The sequence below is a fragment of the Agromyces mariniharenae genome, from assembly GCF_008122505.1.
Classification (GTDB): Bacteria; Actinomycetota; Actinomycetes; order Actinomycetales; family Microbacteriaceae; genus Agromyces; species Agromyces mariniharenae.
The window spans coordinates 977343-996465 of record NZ_VSSB01000001.1 but is presented as its reverse complement, the minus strand read 5'-3'; the positions used below and the strand labels follow the sequence as shown (position 1 = coordinate 996465).

General features: G+C 70.6%; 15 protein-coding genes. 13 read left to right on the top strand and 2 right to left on the bottom strand.

Annotated features, from left to right (window positions below):
- Positions 1-88 precede the first annotated feature (88 nt).
- Positions 89-2239: an adenylate/guanylate cyclase domain-containing protein gene (locus tag FYC51_RS04585; protein WP_148732469.1), complete on the top strand. Its 2151-nt coding sequence runs from the start codon at positions 89-91 to the stop codon at positions 2237-2239.
- Positions 2236-3669 (top strand): mechanosensitive ion channel domain-containing protein, encoded by a 1434-nt coding sequence (locus FYC51_RS04580; protein ID WP_148732468.1) that lies wholly within the window; start codon positions 2236-2238, stop codon positions 3667-3669. The genes FYC51_RS04585 and FYC51_RS04580 overlap by 4 nt, the downstream gene beginning before the upstream one ends.
- An 8-nt stretch (positions 3670-3677) precedes the next feature.
- On the opposite strand, the gene FYC51_RS04575 is transcribed toward FYC51_RS04580, so the two are convergent.
- Complete coding sequence (locus tag FYC51_RS04575) at positions 3678-4403, bottom strand: DUF305 domain-containing protein (RefSeq protein ID WP_238476213.1); 726 nt, start codon at positions 4401-4403, stop codon at positions 3678-3680.
- A complete protein-coding gene (locus tag FYC51_RS04570; RefSeq protein WP_238476212.1) occupies positions 4400-5053 on the bottom strand; it encodes a DUF3105 domain-containing protein in 654 nt (217 codons plus the stop codon). Before FYC51_RS04570 ends, FYC51_RS04575 begins: the two co-directional genes overlap by 4 nt.
- A gap of 343 nt (positions 5054-5396) precedes the next feature.
- Here FYC51_RS04570 and FYC51_RS04565 point away from each other — a divergent pair, with 343 nt between their 5' ends.
- The 11 genes from FYC51_RS04565 to mmsA all read left to right on the top strand — a co-directional run bounded on the left by FYC51_RS04565 (position 5397) and on the right by mmsA (position 19115).
- On the top strand, positions 5397-6764 hold the full coding sequence (locus tag FYC51_RS04565; protein WP_148732467.1) for a cystathionine beta-synthase: 1368 nt from the start codon (positions 5397-5399) through the stop codon (positions 6762-6764).
- 46 nt (positions 6765-6810) lie between these two features.
- Positions 6811-7971 (top strand): cystathionine gamma-synthase, encoded by a 1161-nt coding sequence (locus FYC51_RS04560; protein WP_148732466.1) that lies wholly within the window; start codon positions 6811-6813, stop codon positions 7969-7971.
- Between the two features lie 79 nt (positions 7972-8050).
- A complete protein-coding gene (locus FYC51_RS04555) occupies positions 8051-8842 on the top strand; it encodes a slipin family protein (protein WP_148732465.1) in 792 nt (263 codons plus the stop codon).
- A 147-nt stretch (positions 8843-8989) separates the two neighbouring features.
- Complete coding sequence (locus FYC51_RS04550; RefSeq protein WP_238476211.1) at positions 8990-10417, top strand: APC family permease; 1428 nt, start codon at positions 8990-8992, stop codon at positions 10415-10417.
- Positions 10414-11361 (top strand): cyclase family protein, encoded by a 948-nt coding sequence (locus FYC51_RS04545; protein WP_148732463.1) that lies wholly within the window; start codon positions 10414-10416, stop codon positions 11359-11361. The genes FYC51_RS04550 and FYC51_RS04545 overlap by 4 nt, the downstream gene beginning before the upstream one ends.
- 99 nt (positions 11362-11460) lie before the next feature.
- Positions 11461-12291 carry an aldo/keto reductase gene (locus tag FYC51_RS04540; RefSeq protein WP_148732462.1) on the top strand — a complete coding sequence of 277 codons (831 nt, stop codon included), beginning with the start codon at positions 11461-11463 and terminating at the stop codon, positions 12289-12291.
- 75 nt (positions 12292-12366) lie between these two features.
- Positions 12367-13917, top strand: coding sequence for an MFS transporter (locus tag FYC51_RS04535; protein WP_238476210.1), 1551 nt, complete (start codon positions 12367-12369; stop codon positions 13915-13917).
- A 204-nt stretch (positions 13918-14121) separates the two neighbouring features.
- Positions 14122-15141, top strand: coding sequence for a LacI family DNA-binding transcriptional regulator (locus tag FYC51_RS04530; protein WP_148732461.1), 1020 nt, complete (start codon positions 14122-14124; stop codon positions 15139-15141).
- A gap of 280 nt (positions 15142-15421) precedes the next feature.
- Positions 15422-16192, top strand: coding sequence for an L-ribulose-5-phosphate 4-epimerase (locus FYC51_RS04525; RefSeq protein ID WP_238476209.1), 771 nt, complete (start codon positions 15422-15424; stop codon positions 16190-16192).
- Between the two features lie 185 nt (positions 16193-16377).
- Positions 16378-17451 carry a multiple monosaccharide ABC transporter substrate-binding protein gene (gene chvE / locus FYC51_RS04520; protein WP_222863261.1) on the top strand — a complete coding sequence of 358 codons (1074 nt, stop codon included), beginning with the start codon at positions 16378-16380 and terminating at the stop codon, positions 17449-17451.
- Between the two features lie 134 nt (positions 17452-17585).
- Positions 17586-19115: a multiple monosaccharide ABC transporter ATP-binding protein gene (mmsA, locus tag FYC51_RS04515; protein WP_148732459.1), complete on the top strand. Its 1530-nt coding sequence runs from the start codon at positions 17586-17588 to the stop codon at positions 19113-19115.
- Positions 19116-19123 lie beyond the last annotated feature (8 nt).

The following is a 19123-nucleotide window of genomic DNA, read 5'->3' as shown; positions in this document are numbered from 1 at the left end:
CCTGTGGTCCTGAGGCTTCCTCGGACAATACGATGTGGCCATCCGGCGGTTCCCGAGCGCGAGCGCGCCGGAAACCGGGGAGGTGCCCGTGACGCACGCGTCGACGACGAAGCCGAGGGACGGCGGTCGACTCTCCGCGCGGTTCGCGGGCTTCAGCATCTTCTCGATCCTGCTCATCGTGCTGCTCGCGTCGACGGTCCTCGTGAGCATCGTCGTCGGCCTCATCGGCTACGTGAACGGTGCCGCCTCGCTCACGGATGCCGCGGCGAGCCGCCTCGTCGAGGTGCGCGATGCCCGCGCCGACCGCATCGACGACCTCTTCGGCTCGATCGACACCGCCGTGGCCCTGGCCGCGTCGGAGGCAGGGACGAAGGCGGCCCTTCGCGAGTTCTCGGCCGCCTACGACGAGCTCGACGAGCAGGCCGGGGGCGCTGACGACGAGACCCTGGTCGACGACTGGTACCGGGACAGCTTCGGGCCGGAGCTCGCAGCAGCGATGGGGGAGACGAGCGTCGCCGACGTGTCGACGTTCCTGCCGACGAGCGCCGCGGAGCGGTACCTGCGCGCGCACTACACCGTGCCCGTGGACTCGTTCGAGGAGGCGATCGCCGTCGACGATGCGGGCGACGGCAGCACCTGGTCGGCGGTGCATCGGGAGGCCCACCCCTACTTCCGCGAGATGACCGAGCGCATGGACTACGAGGACGTGCTGCTGATCGATCGCGATGGCCGGGTCGTCTATACCGCGTTCAAGGGCGTCGACCTCGGCACCGACCTCGTCGAGGGGCCCTACCGGCTCTCCGACCTGGCCGATGCGTTCCGGCGCACCATGAACCGGAACGTGCCGGGCGACGTCGCCTTCACCGACTTCGCGCCGTACGTGCCGTCGCTCGGCGTGCCGGCGGCGTGGGCCGTGGCGATGGTCGCCGACGAGGGCGAGGTGCTCGGCGCGATCGCGGTCGAGATGCCGATCGAGGCGATCAACGAGGTCATGGCGGTCGAAGAGGACGAGGCGACGGGACTCGGCGACGGCGGCGAGACCTACCTCGTCGGGCCCGACAAGCTCATGCGCTCGAACTCGCGGCAGCTCACCGACGACCCCGAGGTGTACGTGCAGCGCGCGGTCGCAGCGGGTACGCTGCCCGAGGTCGCCGAGCTGGCCGCCGTGAACGGCGACACCATCATGCTGCAGCCCGTGACGACCGCGGCCGTCGGGGCGGCGCTGCGCGGCGAGGCGGGCGTGATGCCCGCAGAGGGCTACCTCGGCGGCGAGCAGCTCACCGCCTATGCACCGGTGCGCGCCGGCGGGCTCGACTGGGTCGTGATCGCGCAGGTCGACCGCGCCGAGGCGCTGCGGCCCGTCGACGACTTCACGCGCGGCCTGTTCCTCTCGACGGCGGCGATCGTCATCGTGGTGAGCCTGCTCTCGGTGGTCCTCGCGCGGCTCATCGTGCGTCCACTTCGGCACCTGCGCGACGGCGCGCTCGCGATCGCCCGCGGCGAGGAGGGCGTGCAGGTGCGATCGGGCTTCGGCGACGAGCTCGCCGACGTGGCATCCGCCTTCAACGAGATGAGCCGGAGCCTCGAGGCGAAGTCGGCCGTGATCGCCGAGAAGGAGCGCGACAACGAGCGGCTCATGCTCGCGTTCATGCCCGAGGAGATGGCCGAGCGCTACCGGAACGGCGACCGCGACATCGCCGCCGACCACCAGGACGTCACCGTGGTGTTCGTCGACCTCGTCGGCTTCGAGGACGCGAGCGCCGACCTCACGTCGACCGCGGCGCTGCACCTGCTGAACGACATCTTCCGCGACTTCGACGAGGTGGCCGAGCGGGTCGGCGTCGAGCGCGTGCGCACGACCCGGCAGGGCTACCTGGCCAGCTGCGGGCTCGCGGTGCCGCGGGTCGACCACGCCCGCCGCGCCCTCGAGTTCGCGCTCGCGCTCACCGAGGTGGTCGACCGGTGGAACGACCGCAACGGCACCGAGCTGTCCGTTCGCGCCGGCCTCGACTCGGGGCATGCGACGAGCGGGCTCGTCGGCCAGGCCCGCGTCGTCTACGACCTGTGGGGCGACGCCGTGAACCTCGCGTTCCGCGTGAGCGGCGACCAGGGCGGGTCGGGCGTGTTCGCGACCGACCGCGTCATCCAGCGGGCGCGCGGGCACTACCGCGTCGAGCCCGCGGGTGAGGTGGAGACGACGGCCGGCACCCAGCGCGTCTGGCGGGTGGAGACGACATGAGCATCGTGCAGGAACCGTGGTTCTGGCCGACCGTCGCGGTGGTCGTCGGCCTGCCCATCGCGATCGTCATCCTCTCGGAGGCCATCGTCATGCTCGACCGCCGCGGCAGCCGCGCGGTCGGCGTGCTCACGCTCATCCGCAACTGGGTGCTGCCCACCGGAGCGCTCCTCATCCTGCTGTGGCAGGTCGAGGACCCAGACCTCGAGCTGAGCTGGGGTCGCATCGTCGCGACGGTGTTCGGGTTCGTCGTGATCCTCGTGCTCGTGAACGGCATCAACCACTTCATGTTCACCCGTGCGGCGAAGGGCACGTGGCGCGAGCGCATCCCGTCGATCTTCGTCGACATCGCGCGGGTCGTCGTCGTGGTCGTCGGCATCGGCCTGCTCATGTCCTGGGTCTGGAACGCCGACGTCGCGGGCCTGTTCACCGCGCTCGGCGTGACCTCGATCATCGTCGGCCTCGCGCTGCAGCACGCGGTCGGCGGCGTCATCTCGGGGCTGCTGCTGCTCTTCGAGCAGCCGTTCGAGCAGGGGGAGTGGATCGACACGGGCGACGTGCGCGGGCGCGTGGTCGAGGTGAACTGGCGCTCGGTGCACCTCGAGACGGGCGACGGCCTGCGCATCGTGCCGAATGCGGTGCTGGCGGATGCCTCGTTCACGAACCTCTCGCGCACGCCGGGGCCGCAGTTCGCGGAGGCCGCGGTCGAGTTCGACCCGTCCGACCCGCCGAACGACGTCAAGCGCCTCCTCGTCGCGACCGCCGCCGACCTGCCCGACCGACCCGCCGACGCGGTGCCCGAGGCGACGACCGACGGAGCGGGCGCCTACACGGTCGCCATCCCGGTGCACTCGCCGGGCGAGCGGTCGAGCACGGTCGAGCTGTTCCGCACGCGCCTCTGGTACGCGGCCCGCCGAGCCGGCCTCACCCAGTCGGGCGTGCCGCCGGTCGACGAGGATGCCGCGGCCGACGTCGCCGCGGCACTCCGCGGCGAGGCCTCCGTGCTCAACCTCGACCCTGCGCAGGCCGAGGCGCTCGGCGGCAGCGCGCGCCTCGAGCGCTTCGCGGCCGGCGAGACGATCCAGGCGCACGGGGTCGTGCCCGACGCCGTGCGCATCGTGGTCGCCGGACGCGTGGTCATGCGCGCCGCGCCCGAGGGCGACTCGGGGGCGTTCCCGCTGTTCGAGCTCGGGCGGCACGACCCGATCGGCCTGACCGCGATCATGCGGCGCCCGATCGACGCGAGTGCGTCCGCCCTGACGGATGTCACGATGCTCGCGATCCCCGCCGACGTCGCCGCCGACCTCGTGCACGACGACCCCGACCTCGCCCGCGAGTTCGGGGAGGAGCTCGAGCTGCGGATGCGCCGCGCCCGGACCGCGTTCGCCGGCGCGGGCGTGGAGCCGCCCGTGGCGCTGCGCGTCATCGGCTGACGGGTGCGTCAGCTCCGCTCGGCGAGCATTCCCTCCATGAGCTCGATCTCGGCCTGCTGGCTGGCGACGATCGACTGCGCGAGGCTCAGCACCACGCGCGACTCGGCGCGCGCGAGCACGGCGTCGGCCATCTCGACCGCTCCCTGGTGGTGGGCGATCATCAGCCCGAGGAACTGCCGCTCCGCCTCGACGCCCGTTGACGCCTGCAGTTCGGCGATCTGCTCCGAGGTCGCGAGGCCGGGCATCGGGGCTCCGGGCTCATGGGCGGATGCCGCGGCATCCGTGCCCGTCGTCTCGTGCGCGCCGTGCTCGTCGGAGCCCTCGAGCGGCGGTCGCGTCATCCACGTCATCGACGGCTCGGTGCCCGCCTGCGACAGGTCCCACTCCTCGAGCCAGCCGTACATCTGGCCGGCCTGCTGCGCCTGCGCGGTGGCGATGTCGTAGGCGAGGCGGCGCACGTCGGGGTCGTCGGTGAGATCGCGCACGATCATGGCGAGCTCCACGCCCTGCAGGTGGTGCACCTGCATGTCGCGCGCGAACCCCGCCTCGGCGCTGCGGTCGTCGGGGGTCGGCTCGGCGAGCGTCGACAGGCGCCCGAGCGAGAACGCGACGACGGCCACGACGATGACCGCGAGGCCCGCGGCCACGAGCACGGCGATCCGTCCGGCACGCGAGGGTGCGCGCTCGGCTTCCGTCGCGTCGGCCGGGTCGGGGGTCGGATGCCCCGGGGTCACGCCTTGCCCGGTGCGTCCACGCCGCCCGTGCACAGGGCGCCGGGCTCGGGCACGAGGTCGCTCTTCCAGTACTCCTCGAAGAACTGGGCGATGCGCGGGTCGTCGGCCTCGTCGACCTGGAGCTGCACGTTCCAGCCGCTCAGCACGATCGGGGAGGGCAGGCCGTCGAACGGCGAGAGGATGACGTACGTCGACGGGAGCTTCGACTTCAGCTCGTCGAGGTCGGACGACGAGAGCGACGGGTCGTAGGTCACCCACAGCGCGCCGTGCTCGAGCGAGTGCACCGCGTTCTCGTTCGGCACCGGCTCGGTGTAGACGGCGCAGTTCAGCCACGCGGGGTTGTGCTCGCCGCCGGCGGGCGGCGTCTGCGCGTAGTCGACCGCCTCGGTCACGTGGGCCGAGGTGTTCTCGAACGTCTCCACGCCCTCGATCTCGGCACCCGAGCCGCCAGCCGTGTACGACGCGGGCTGCGGGATGAGCACGAACGAGACCACGAGCAGCGCGACGACCACGACGCCGCCGACGATCGCCGACGCGATCGCGATCTTGCGGTTCCGCTTGCGGCGCGCCTCCTGCTTGCGGAACTCGGCGAGCTTGCGCTCCCGCTCCGCCGCTCGCTGCTGCTTGATCGTGGGCTTGCCAGAACTCACGTGGGGGGCCTTCCGGTCGCGTGGGGAGCGCAGGGAGCGCGCAGGGGCAGTGTCAATACGAGCGCATGCACCTGTGAAAGCACCGTACCGAGTACTCACGACCGGGCGAACACGGTCGTGAATAGCGTATGCCTCGCATCCCCGTCATGGTGGTCGGCGAGATCCGAGGTGGTCTTCGCGCGCACCGGGATCGGCCAAGCGCTCGGCCGCCCAGTCCGGCTAGGCTGGCCCCGTGAGCGCACCCATGCTGTGTCGTCGTCGCTGAGGCAGGCGACCCCTTCCGACGCGTCCACGCAGCATCCGCTCGCTGTTCGACGCACTCCACCAGAGGAATGAACACGGCATGAAGTACGCAGAGTCGATCGTCGACCTCGTCGGCGACACCCCGCTGGTCAAGCTCCACCGCGTCACCGAGGGGGTGACGGATGCCACGGTGCTGGTGAAGCTCGAGTACTTCAACCCCGGCGGCTCGGTGAAGGACCGCATCGCCAGTCGCCTCATCGACGCCGCCGAGCGCGAGGGCAAGCTGAAGCCCGGCGGCACCATCGTGGAGCCGACGTCGGGCAACACCGGCGTGGGGCTCGCGCTCGTCGCCCAGCAGCGCGGCTACAAGTGCATCTTCGTGTGCCCCGACAAGGTCAGCGAAGACAAGCGGAACGTGCTCATGGCCTACGGCGCCGAGGTCGTGGTGACGCCCACCACCGTCGCGCCCGACAGCCCCGAGTCGTACTACGGCGTCTCCGACCGGCTCGCCCGCGAGATCCCCGGCGCATTCAAGCCCGACCAGTACTCCAACCCCAACGGGCCGCGTTCGCACTACGAGACCACCGGTCCCGAGATCTGGCGCGACACCGACGGCAAGGTCACGCACTTCGTCGCCGGCGTCGGCACGGGCGGCACCATCACGGGGACCGGCCGCTACCTGCGCGAGGTGTCGGGCGACGCCGTGCGCATCATCGGCGCCGACCCCGAGGGCTCCGTCTACTCGGGCGGCACCGGCCGGCCCTACTTCGTCGAGGGCGTCGGCGAGGACTTCTGGCCGAAGGCGTACGACCCCGAGGTGCCGCACGAGGTGATCCCGGTGAGCGACGCCGAGTCGTTCGCGATGACGCGGCGGCTCGCCCGCGAGGAGGGTCTCCTCGTCGGCGGGTCGAGCGGCATGGCCGTCGTCGCGGCGCTCAAGGCCGCGGCATCCGCCGGGCCCGACGACGTGTTCGTGGTGCTGCTGCCCGACTCGGGTCGCGGCTACCTCGGCAAGATCTTCAACGACAAGTGGCTGCGCGCCTACGGCTTCGGCAACGCGCCCGCCGGGCACACCGTGCGCGACCTGCTCGCCGCGAAGGCCGACCGCACCGCACCGCTCGTCTACGTGCACCCGAGCGACACCGTGAAGGACGCGATCGACCGCATGGCCGAGTCGGGCGTCTCGCAGCTCGTCGTGCTGTCGGCCGAGCCGCCCGTCGTGCTCGGCGAGGTCGTGGGCGCGCTGCACGAAGAGGCGCTGCTCGACCTCGTGTTCTCGGGCCGGGCCAACCTCACCGACGACGTCTCGACCGTGGTCGGCGAGGCGTTGCCGCTCATCGGCGTGAACGAGCCCGTCGCGACCGCGCGCGCGGCGTTCGGCGACGCCGCCGCGATGCTCGTGACCGACGGCGGCAAGGCGCTCGGCGTGATCAGCCGTACCGACCTGCTCTCGTACCTCTCCTCCTGATCCACCGGATGCCGCCGCGGCATCCGTCATGAAAGGCCCACGCACCATGCACGACGACGCGCGCTTCGACACCCGCGCCATCCACGCCGGACAGGCGTTCGACCCGACCACCGGCGCGGTCATCCCCCCGATCTACCAGACCTCGACCTACGTGCAGGACGGCATCGGCGGCCTGCGCGGCGGCTACGAGTACTCGCGCGGCGGCAACCCGAGCCGCACGGCGCTCGAGACGCAGCTCGCGGCACTCGAGGGCGGCATCCGCGGCCTCTCGTTCGCGTCGGGGCTCGCGGCCGAGGACGCCCTGCTGCGCACGGTGCTCGCGCCCGGCGACCACGTGGTGATCGGCAACGACGTCTACGGCGGCACGCACCGCCTCGTGCGCCGCATCTTCGGTGCGTGGGGCATCCGCCACTCGACCGTCGACACCAGCGACCTCGACCAGGTGCGCGCCGCCGTCGAGCTCGGCACGACGAAGGTGCTCTGGGTCGAGACGCCGTCGAACCCGCTCATGAAGATCTCGGACATCGCCGCGCTCACCGAGCTCGGCAACGAGGCGGGCGTGCTCGTCGTCGTGGACAACACGTTCGCATCGCCCGCGCTGCAGCAGCCCATCGGGCTCGGTGCCGACGTCGTGATCCACTCGACGACGAAGTACCTCGGCGGTCACTCCGACGTGGTCGGCGGCGGACTCGTGTTCGCGGCGGGCCAGGAGGAGCTCGCCGAGCAGGTGACGTTCACGCAGTTCGCGGCCGGTGCCGTCTCGGGACCGTTCGACGCGTTCCTCACGACGCGCGGCATCAAGACCCTCGGCATCCGGATGCAGCGCCACAGCCAGAACGCCCTCGCGATCGCCCGTCGCCTCGAGGAGCACGCCGGCATCGCGCGCGTGCTGTACCCGGGCCTCGAATCGCACCCCGGTCACGAGCTCGCGGCGCGGCAGATGTCGGCGTTCGGCGGCATGGTGTCGATCGACCTCGACGGCGGCGCCGCCGCGGCGCGCCGATTCGCGGAGTCGACCGAGCTGTTCCAGCTCGCGGAGTCGCTCGGCGGCGTCGAGTCGCTCGTGAACTACCCGTCGGAGATGACCCACGCGTCGGTGCGCGGCACCGAGGCCGAGGTGCCCGAGTCGATCGTGCGCCTCTCGGTCGGCATCGAGGACGTCGAGGACCTGCTCGAGGACATCGACCGGGCGCTCGCGCGGCTGTAGGGGCATCCGCCTCACCGGGCGGTGGGACAATGGAGGCAGCGGCGCGCGGCACGTCACCGGCGCCGAGGAGATGAGCTCCATGGTCTGGTTCTGGGTCACTCTCGTCATCGTCGGCATCCTCGCCATCGTCCTGTTCTTCATGTCGGTGAAGATCGTGAAGCAGTACGAGCGCGGCGTCGTGCTGCGGTTCGGACGGCTGCACAACGTGCGCGAGCCCGGCATCCGCTTCATCATCCCGATCGTCGACGTGATGACGAAGGTGTCGTTCCGCATCGTCACGCTGCCGATCCAGTCGCAGGGCATCATCACGCGCGACAACGTCAGCGTGGGGGTCTCCGCGGTCGCGTACTACCGGGTGGTCGACGCGGTGAAGTCGGTGATCGCGATCGAGAACGTGAAGTCGGCGATCGACCAGATCGCCCAGACCACCCTGCGAAAGGTCGTCGGGCAGCACCACCTCGACGAGGCGCTCTCCGACACGGCGACGCTGAACGCCAACATCCGGGAGATCCTCGACGTGACCACCGCGGAGTGGGGGGTCGAGGTGACGCTCGTCGAGCTGAAGGACATCCTCCTGCCCGACTCGATGAAGCGCGCCATGGCCAGGCAGGCCGAGGCGGAGCGCGAGAAGCGGGCGAAGATCATCGCGGCCGAGGGCGAGGCGATGGCCGCGGCACAGCTCGGCGTCGCGTCCGACACGATGATGTCGCATCCGCTCGCCCTGCAGCTGCGCACGCTGCAGAGCATCGTGGAGGTGGGCGTCGACAAGAACACCCTGGTCGTGTTCCCCGCGCCGCTCATGAGCTCCATCGGCGAGCTCACGTCGTTCATCGACCGGGAGGCGGCCGTCTCGCAGGTGCGCGGGCACTGAGTGCGGGCGGCGTCGCGACCTGCCGTCGCGCCCGTCACGACCTCCCGCGCGGCGGCATTCCGGCATCCTGACGGACTGGCAGGAATTCGACGAAGAGTGTCGATCCTGCCATCGACCCGTGTCGGTGGGATGCCCCAGAATGAGCGGGTGACATCGAACCAGACCATCGCCGGGGCAAGCGCCGACGCGACCGGATCGCCCGCGCAGCACGGCTCGCTCGGCCTCGTGCAGGGTACCGCGCTCTACATCGCGAGCGTGCTCGGCACCGGCATCCTCGTGCTCCCGGGGCTCGCGGCCGCTGCCGCCGGACCGGCCTCGATCGTGGCCGTCGCCGCCGTGCTCGTCCTCTCGATCCCGCTCGCGGGCACCTTCGCAGCGCTCGCGTCGCGCTACCCCGACCCGGGCGGCGTGGCGAGCTACGTGCGTCGCACGCTCGGCGACACGGCCGCGCGCATGACGGGCTACTGGTTCTTCTTCGGCGTCGCCTTCGGCGCACCCGTCCTCGCGGTGCTCGGCGGCGAGTACGTCGTCGCCGTGCTCGGCGTCGACCGCGCGGCAGTGCCGATCATCGCCCTGGCGATCTTCGTGCCGCCGTTCATCGCGAACTGGTTCGGCGTGCGAGTCGCGGGCTGGGCGCAGTTCGTCCTCACCGGACTCCTGATCGCCGTCGTCGTCGGCGTGGTCGCCGTGACCTTCCCCGCGGTCGAGGCGTCGAACTTCCAGCCGTTCCTCCCGAACGGATGGGGCGGTGTCGGCGTCGCGATCAGCCTCTTCGTCTGGGCCTTCGCGGGCTGGGAGGTCGGAACCCACATCGCCGGCGAGTTCAAGAACCCCCGTCGCATCATCCCGCTCGCCACCGCCATCGCGATCGTGGTGGTCGGGGCCGGCTACCTGGCACTCCAGGTCATCACCGTCGCGGTGCTCGGGCCCCGCGCGGGCGAGGGGCAGGTGCCCCTCCTCGACCTCGTCGAGACGACCGCACCCGGCATCGGGTCGGTGCTCGTCGCGATCGTCACGGCGATCGTCTGCCTCGGCGTGATGAACGCGTACCTGCCGGCGTTCGCGAAGCTGGGCGCGGCGCTGGGTCGCGACGGCGACCTGCCGCGGTTCTTCGCGAAGGGCGCTGCCGCGGGCGAGGTGCCGCGTCGCGCGCTCACGCTCACCGCCGTGCTGGTCGCCGTCTACTTCGTGCTGATGCTCATGAACGGCTTGAACCTGACGGCCTTCATCCTCATCCACACGAGCAACATGGTCTCGATCTACGCCGCAGGCATGCTCGCCGCGACGCTGCTGCTGCGGCGTTGGTCGTTCGGCTGGTGGCTCGCCGTCGTGGCGACGATCATGACCGCGGGGCTGCTCGTGCTCGCGTGGCAGAACCTCCTCGTGCCGCTCGTGCTCGCGGCGGCCGCCGTCCTCGTCACGGTGGTGCGACGCCTGCGACGCGGACGCGCCGCGCGGACCGCTCGAGTCTCGACCGATTCCGATGCCGATGCGGATTCCCACGTCGACACCGGCCCCGCTGCACGTGTGCCCGAACCCGTCCTCACCGCCACCGCCCGACAGGAGCCCAGTTGACCGAGTACCGCGCCGCCTTCGACGCCGACATCGAGTTCGTGAACGGAGGCGGGCTGCAGGCTCAGGGCTTCCGACTCGACCTCCCGTCGGCCGAACTCACCGAGGCGCAGATCGGCGAGCTCCTCGTGCGGCACCTGGGCCTCGCCATGGTCGGCCGGGTCGAACTGTCGAACCTCGAGATCGTCGAGGAGGCGCACAAGGGCTCGCGAGGCGTGGGCGCGGCGTCGACGGATGCCGCGGCATCCGCTGCTCGCACCGGCGTGGCAGACGCGGCGCGCGGTGAGCTCGTCGACCTGAGCCATCCGATCCGGGCCGGACTGGTGACGTATCCCGGCATCCCCGCGCCGACCATCACGCCGCACCTCACCCGCGAGGCGTCGCGCGACCACTACGCGCCGGGCACCGAGTTCGCGATCGACATCATCGCCATGGCGGGCAACACGGGCACCTACCTCGACTCGCCGTTCCACCGCTACGCCGAGGGCGGCGACCTCGCGAGCCTCGACCTCGACACGCTCGTGGGCGTGCCCGCCGAGGTCTTCCGGTTCACGGATGCCGCGACGCGCGGCATCCCGGCCGAGGCGTTCCTCGATCGCGACCTCGCCGGCACGGCCGTGCTCCTCCACACCGGCTGGAGCCGCCATTTCGGCACGCCCGAGTACGCGCACGGATCGCCATTCCTCACCGAGGCTGGCGCGCAGCACCTCGTCGACGCGGGCGCCGTGATCGTGGGCATCGACGCGCTCAACATCGACGACACCGAGTCGGGCGGCACGCGCCCGGCGCACTCGATCCTGCTCGCGGCCGGCGTGCACGTGGTGGAGCACCTCACCGCGCTCGACCGCGTGCCCGTGCGGGGCGCGCGCTTCACGGCCGTGCCGCCTCGCGTCGAGGGCTTCGGCACGTTCCCGGTGCGGGCGTTCGCGGAGCTGCCGGTCGGCTGAGCCGACGGTCGCCGCGGGCGAGCCGCCGCGCCGACCCGACACCGCGACCCACGGCGCCGGGCGGTGGCATCCGCCGAGTTCGTGGGTGAGGATAAGGGAATGATCGCTCCCGAGTACTCGCTTCGCGACGGCACGTCCCTCCCGGCGATCGGGCTCGGAACCTACGGACTCAACGAGCAGGCCGGCATCGAGGCCATCGTCTCGGGCATCGCCGACGGCTACCGGCTGCTCGACACCGCCTACAACTACGGCAACGAGGACGTCGTGGGCGAGGCCGTGCGCCGCTCGGGAGTCGACCGCAGCGACCTCGTGATCACGACCAAGCTCCCCGGACGCCACCACGGCTACGACGAGACCATCGCGAGCCTCGAGGAGTCCCGTCGTCGGCTCGACGTCGAGTGGGTCGACCTCTACCTCATCCACTGGCCGCTGCCGCGGATCGACAAGTTCGTCGACAGCTGGAAGGCCATGATCCGCCTGCGCGAGCGCGGGCTCGTGCGCTCGATCGGCGTCTCGAACTTCACGGCCGACATGCTCGACCGCCTCGACCGCGAGACCGGCGTCGTGCCGTCGGTGAACCAGGTCGAGCTGCACCCGTACTTCCCGCAGGAGGAGCTGCGCGCCTACCACGACGAGCACGACATCCGCACCGAGAGCTGGAGCCCGCTCGCGAAGCGCTCCGAGCTGCTGCAGGAGCCGGTCATCACCGCGCTCGCGGCGGCGAAGGGCGTGACGCCCGCGCAGATCGTGCTGCGCTGGCACGTCGAGCTCGAGGCCGTGCCGATCCCGAAGTCGGCGGATGCCGCGCGCCGACGCGCGAACCTCGACGTGTTCTCGTTCAGCCTCGAGCCCGAGGAGGTCGAGGCGATCTCCGCGCTGTCGCGCGGGCGGCTGTGGGGCGCCGACCCCGACTCGCACGAGGAGTTCTAGTCGGCCTCCGGCCCAGCGCCGGTGTCGGATCGGCCGTCCGCTTCCGTCTCGTCGCACGGGGATAGGCTGAATCGAGTGAGCGACTCGACGACGAACCCCGGGCCCGACACCAGCGAGCATTCGGTGGAGCCGGTCGCCGAGGCGGTCGTCTCGGCCGAGGCATCCGCGCGAGTCGGGTCGGATGCCGCGACGAGCACCGAGCCCGATGCCCTCCGTCGTGCCGACACCGGCGCCACGGCCGGGGCCGGTGCGGCTGCCGCGGCGCCGCCCGCGCGCAGCACGTTCTCGTTGCCCTACCGCTGGCTCTCGATCGGGATGTACTCGATCATCTTCCTCGCGGCGTTCGAGGCCATGGCGGTCACGACGATCATGCCGCTCGTCGCGCGCGACCTCGACGGCGTCGAGTTCTTCGCGCTGGCGTTCGCGGTGCCGCTCGCCGCGGGCATCATCGGCATGGTGCTCGCGGGCAACTGGACCGACCGATCGGGCCCGCTGCCCTCGCTCATCACGTCGGCCGTGCTGTTCGTCGTGGGCCTGCTCATCGCCGGCACGGCCGTGAACATGCCCGTCTTCATCCTGGGGCGCTTCGTGCACGGCGTCTCGGGCGCCGCGGTCATCGTGCCGCTCTACGTCATCGTGGCGCGCATCTACCCCGAGGCGCTGCGGGCCCGGGTGTTCGCGGGCTTCGCGGCCGCGTGGGTGATCCCGTCGATCGTCGGGCCCGCGCTCGCCGGCCTCGTGGCCGAGACCGTGAGCTGGCACTGGGTGTTCCTCGGGGTGATCGCCCTCATCGTGCCGGCCGCCGCCATGATGCTCCCGCCGATCCTCCGGGTGCGCGACCAGGTGCAAGGAGATCCGACCGTGCGCTGGAGCGTCGCCCGGGTGGCCTGGGCGGTGCTCGCCGCGGCATCGGCGCTCGCGCTGTCGCTCTCGAAGGAGTTCACCGACCCGTGGCGGTGGATCGTCGCGATCGCGTCCATCGTGCTCGTGGCCGTCGCCGCGCGACCGCTCATGCCCGTCGGCACCCTGCGCGCCGCTCGGGGGATGCCCGCGACCGTCCTGCTCCGGCTCATCGTGGCCGGCGCGTTCTTCGGAAGCGAGATCTACCTGCCCTACCTGCTCATCGAGCGATACGAGTTCTCGCCGAGCCTCGCCGGCGTCGTGCTCACCGGCGCGGGCGTGACCTGGGCGGCGGGATCGTGGCTCCAGGGTCGCCTCGGCGATCGGATGTCGAACACGCAGGCCGTGCAGCTCGGCGCGAGCGTGCTCGCGGCGGCGCTCGTCGTGGTGCTGCTCGTGTCGGCGTTCACGCTGGCGCCGGCGATCGCGTTCGTCGCCTGGACGATCGCGGGCGGCGCGATGGGCATCATGTACCCGCGGTTCTCGGTCGCCGTGCTGAAGCTCTCGCCGGTCTCGTCGCAGGGCTTCAACAGCGCCGCGCTCTCGATCGGGGAGTCGCTCGGTGCGGCCGTCGCGCTCGCGCTCACCGCGCTCGTGTCGAGCACGCTCGCCGCGGGCGCGTTCACCGCGGACTTCGCCGTGACGGTGGCCATCGCAGTGCTCGCGGTGGTGCTCGCACCGCGAGTGCGGCCCCGAGGGGGCGCTGCGGCATCCGAAACGAGCTGAGTCGTGCCCGACGGCGGTGTCGCGGCATCCGATTCGCCCTGAGGCGGCCGTCGATCGTGTGACGGCACACGCATACGGGGCGTCGCCCGCGCCCGCGCGGATGTGACGTCACATCTGTGACTGTCACATTCCGGCGGAGTTGTGCATAATTGGGGACGACGAAGCATGTGACCGTGCACATGCCCGGACCCGATCGGGGACGCCGTGCCAGAGGAGCCGCAGCGGGGGAGAGCCCCGAGCATCCGCGATGTCGCGCGCCTCGCGGGCGTCTCGCACCAGACCGTGTCGCGCGTGCTGAACAACCATCCGAGCATCCGGCCCGAGACGAAGCAGCGCGTGCTCGACGTCATGGCCGAGCTGCAGTACAAGCCCAACCGCGCGGCCCGCGCGCTCGTCACGAGCCGGTCGCGCACGATCGGCATCCTCTCGGCGTCGAGCACGCAGTACGGCCCGGCGTCGAGCATCGCCGCGATCGAGGAGGCCGCGCGCGCGGCCGGGTACTGGGTGAGCACCGCGAACATCGACTCGTCGGATGCCGGGTCGATCTCCGACGGGCTCGCGCACCTCGCCGCCCAGGGCATCGAGGGCCTCGTCGTGATCGCGCCGCAGGTGCGGGTGTTCGACACGCTCGCCCAGCTGTCGATCGACGTGCCGTACGTGTCGCTGCAATCCACCGGCCGAGATCCCGACCACGCGCTCTCGGTCGACCAGATCGCCGGGGCGCGCATGGCGACCCGGCACCTGATCCAGCTGGGACACCGCGGGATCTACCACCTCGCGGGGCCGCAGGACTGGATCGAGGCCGAGGCCAGGATGCGCGGGTTCCTCGACGAGATGAGCGCACAGGACGTGCCGACGACCGCGCCGATCCTCGGCGACTGGACGGCCGACTTCGGCTACTGGGCCGGCCGCGAGCTGCTCACGGTGCGCGACTTCACGGCGATCTTCGCGTCGAACGACCAGATGGCCCTCGGCCTCATGCACGCCGTGCGCGACGCGGGCCTCGAGATCCCGCGCGACATCTCGATCATCGGGTTCGACGACATCCCCGAGGCGCCGCACTTCTGGCCGCCGCTGACGACCGTGCGGCAGGACTTCGCCGAGCTCGGACGCCGCTGCGTGGCGCTGCTGCTCGGCGACCTCGACCCCGCCGCGGCCGACTACCACGGCACGATCGTCCCCGAGCTGATCATCCGCGGGTCGACGGGAGCGCCGCCGTGGTGAGCCGGCGGCGCCCGCCGACGGGTCGACGCCGGTTCCCGTGTCGGCGTCCGACGACGCGCGGCCGCGGCATCCGGGCCGTTACCGTTCCGTGACCTCCGTGAGTTGACAGCACGATCGCTGGTGCGGTTAGCATGTGTGACGTTCGTGTGAACGGTCACATCCCGTCGCACGGCCAGGTTCCATCCAGATCGACGAAGGAGTCCCGCGTGCTCGTCACCGAGGTTGCGCACGTTCCCGCCCGGGGCGGCAGCGCGTTCGACGGTGCCCGTGGGGGTGCGCGATGAGCTCGTTCGGTCCGCAGGTCGAGGTGGCCATCGCCCGGGTCCGCGCCGAGGTCGCGAAGCTCCACGCCGAGCTGACGCGCTACGGGCTCGTCGTCTGGACGGGCGGCAACATCTCGGGCCGCGTGCCCGGCGCCGACCTCTTCGTGATCAAGCCGTCGGGCGTCTCGTACGACGAGCTGGCCCCCGAGAACATGATCCTCTGCGACCTCGACGGCAACGTGATCCCGGGCACGCCCGGCGCCGATCGCGCCCCGTCGAGCGACACCGCGGCGCACGCCTACGTGTACCGCAACATGCCCGAGGTCGGCGGCGTCGTGCACACGCACTCGACCTACGCGACGGCCTGGGCGGCGCGGGGCGAGGAGATCCCCTGCGTGATCACGGCCATGGCCGACGAGTTCGGCGGGCCGATCCCGGTCGGCCCGTTCGCGATCATCGGCGACGACTCGATCGGCAAGGGGATCGTCGAGACGCTGACCGGCCACCGCTCGCGCGCCGTGCTCATGCAGAACCACGGCCCGTTCACGATCGGCGCGAACGCGAAGGACGCTGTCAAGGCCGCGGTCATGGTCGAGGACGTCGCTCGCACGGTGCACCTGGCACGCGAGGCCGGCCCGCTGGTCCCGATCCCGCAGGACGCGGTCGACCGGCTCTACGACCGGTACCAGAACGTCTACGGACAGCAGGACGACGCCCGCCGCGCGGGCGCCGCGAAGACCTCCCAGCGGGCGAAGGGCGCCCGCCGCACCACCAAGGTCGGATCATGATCCGGCGACCACGAGAGCTTGCGACCGACGGCACAGCACGGGCGGCGCGAGGGAGGCGGCTGACATGGACGAAGCCGGCTCCGACTGTCACCAAGACAACGACGTCCATGACTGACAACACAGTGAAAGGAAACACCGTGAAGAACACGAAGAAGGTGCTTCTCGCCACGCTCGCGGCCGGCTCGATGCTGGCCCTCGCCGCATGCTCGGGCGGCAGCGGTGGCGGCGAGGGCGGCGGCGACGGCGGCCTCATCGGCGTCGCGATGCCCACGAAGAGCTCGGAGCGCTGGATCCAGGACGGCGACGCCGTCAAGGAGCAGCTCGAGGAGCAGGGCTTCTCCGTCGACCTCCAGTACGCGGAGGACGACATCCCCACGCAGGTCTCGCAGATCGAGAACATGATCACGAAGGGCGCCGAGGCGCTCATCATCGCGTCGATCGACGGCACCACGCTCTCGCAGGTGCTGCAGGACGCGGCCGACGCCGACATCCCCGTCATCGCGTACGACCGCCTCATCCGCGACTCGGAGAACGTCGACTACTACGCGTCGTTCGACAACTACATCGTCGGCGTGCAGCAGGCCACGTCGCTGCTCGCCGGACTCGGCCTGACCGACCTCGAGGGCGAGGCTGCGGCGGATGCTCCGGCCGGTCCGTTCAACATCGAGCTCTTCGCCGGTTCGCCCGACGACAACAACGCCACCTTCTTCTGGAACGGTGCGATCGACACGCTCCAGCCGTACATCGACGAGGGCACCCTCGTCGTGAAGTCGGGCCAGACCGACTTCGAGCAGGCCGCCATCCTCCGCTGGGACGGTGAGGTCGCGCAGGAGCGCATGGAGAACATCCTGACCTCGACCTACTCCGACGGCTCGACGGTCAACGCGGTGCTGTCGCCCTACGACGGCCTCTCGCGCGGCATCATCTCGGCGCTCACCGACGCTGGCTACACCGTCGGCGAGGGCTGGCCGATCATCTCCGGCCAGGACGCCGAGCTCGACTCGGTCAAGGCGATCAACGCCGGCGAGCAGTACTCGACCATCTTCAAGGACACGCGCAACCTCGCGAAGGTGGCCGTGGACATGGCGACGGCCCTGCTGAACGGCGAGGAGCCCGAGGTCAACAACACCGAGGACTACGACAACGGCGTGAAGGTCGTCCCGTCGTACCTCCTCGAGTCGCAGATCGTCGTCAAGGACAACATCACCGAGGTCCTCGTCGACAGCGGCTACTGGACCGAAGAGGAAATCAACGGCTAGTCGCCTCCGGTTCACGCCGGCCGGATGATGCGACACCGCGTGTCGGGACCGGGGCGGGAGTACTCTCGCCTCAGGTCCCGGCCGCGGCATCCGTCACCCGGCCGGCCCCACCCGGCAATGAAGCAGGAGCAAGGATGACCACCAACATTCTCGAGATGCGCGGCATCACGAAGACGTTCCCCGGCGTCAAGGCCCTCTCGAACGTCAACCTCGAGGTCGAGCGCGGCGAGGTGCACGCCATCTGCGGCGAGAACGGCGCCGGCAAGTCGACCCTGATGAAGGTGCTGTCGGGCGTCTACCCGCACGGCACCTACGACGGCGACATCGTCTTCGAGAACGAGGTCGTCGAGTTCCGGGACCTCACGGACTCCGAGGCCAAGGGCATCGTGATCATCCACCAGGAGCTCGCCCTCAGCCCCTACCTGTCGATCGCCGAGAACATCTTCCTCAACAACGAGCAGAAGGGCCGCGGCGGCCTCATCGACTGGAACAAGACCAACTTCGAGGCGCAGAAGCTCCTCGCCCGGGTCGGCCTCCGCGAGAACCCCACGACGAAGATCATGGACATCGGCGTCGGCAAGCAGCAGCTGGTCGAGATCGCCAAGGCGCTCTCGAAGGAGGTGAAGCTCCTCATCCTCGACGAGCCCACCGCCGCCCTCAACGACGAGGACTCCGACCACCTGCTCGACCTGATCCTGCACCTGAAGGGGCAGGGCATCACGTCGATCATCATCAGCCACAAGCTCAACGAGATCAAGAAGGTCGCCGACTCCGTCACGGTCATCCGGGACGGCAAGACCATCGAGACCATCGCCAAGCAGGACGTCACGGAAGACCGCATCATCAAGGACATGGTCGGCCGGGACCTCGAGCACCGGTACCCCGACCACACGCCCAACATCGGCGAGGAGCTCCTGCGCGTCGAGGACTGGACGGCCCACCACCCGCAGGACACCTCGCGGGTCATGGTCGACAACGTCAACCTCCACGTGCGCGCGGGCGAGATCGTCGGCATCGCGGGCCTCATGGGCGCCGGCCGCACCGAGTTCGCGATGAGCCTGTTCGGCCAGAGCTACGGCTCGCGCATCTCGGGCAGGGTCTTCCTGCGCGGCGAGGAGATCAAGACCCGCACGGTCGCCGAGGCGATCGAGCACGGCCTCGCCTACGCCACCGAGGACCGCAAGACCTACGGCCTCAACCTCATCGAGGACATCAAGCGGAACATCTCGATGGCGTCGCTGAAGAAGCTCGAGAAGTACGGCCTCGTGCACGACAACGAGGAGTACGCGGTCGCCAACGAGTATCGCAAGTCGATGAACATCAAGGCGCCGAGCGTGCTCGTGAAGACGGGCAAGCTCTCGGGCGGCAACCAGCAGAAGGTCGTGCTGTCGAAGTGGATCTACTCGGACCCCGACGTCCTGATCCTCGACGAGCCGACGCGCGGCATCGACGTCGGCGCGAAGTACGAGATCTACACGATCATCAACCGCCTGGCCGCGGCCGGGAAGGGCATCATCGTGATCTCGTCGGAGCTGCCCGAGCTGCTCGGCATCTGCGACCGCGTCTACGCCCTCTCCGAGGGCCGCATCACCGGTGAGCTCCCCGTCGAGGAGGCCACGCCCGAGGCGATGCTCAAGCTCATGACCATGGAAAAGCCCCGCTGACCGGCGGA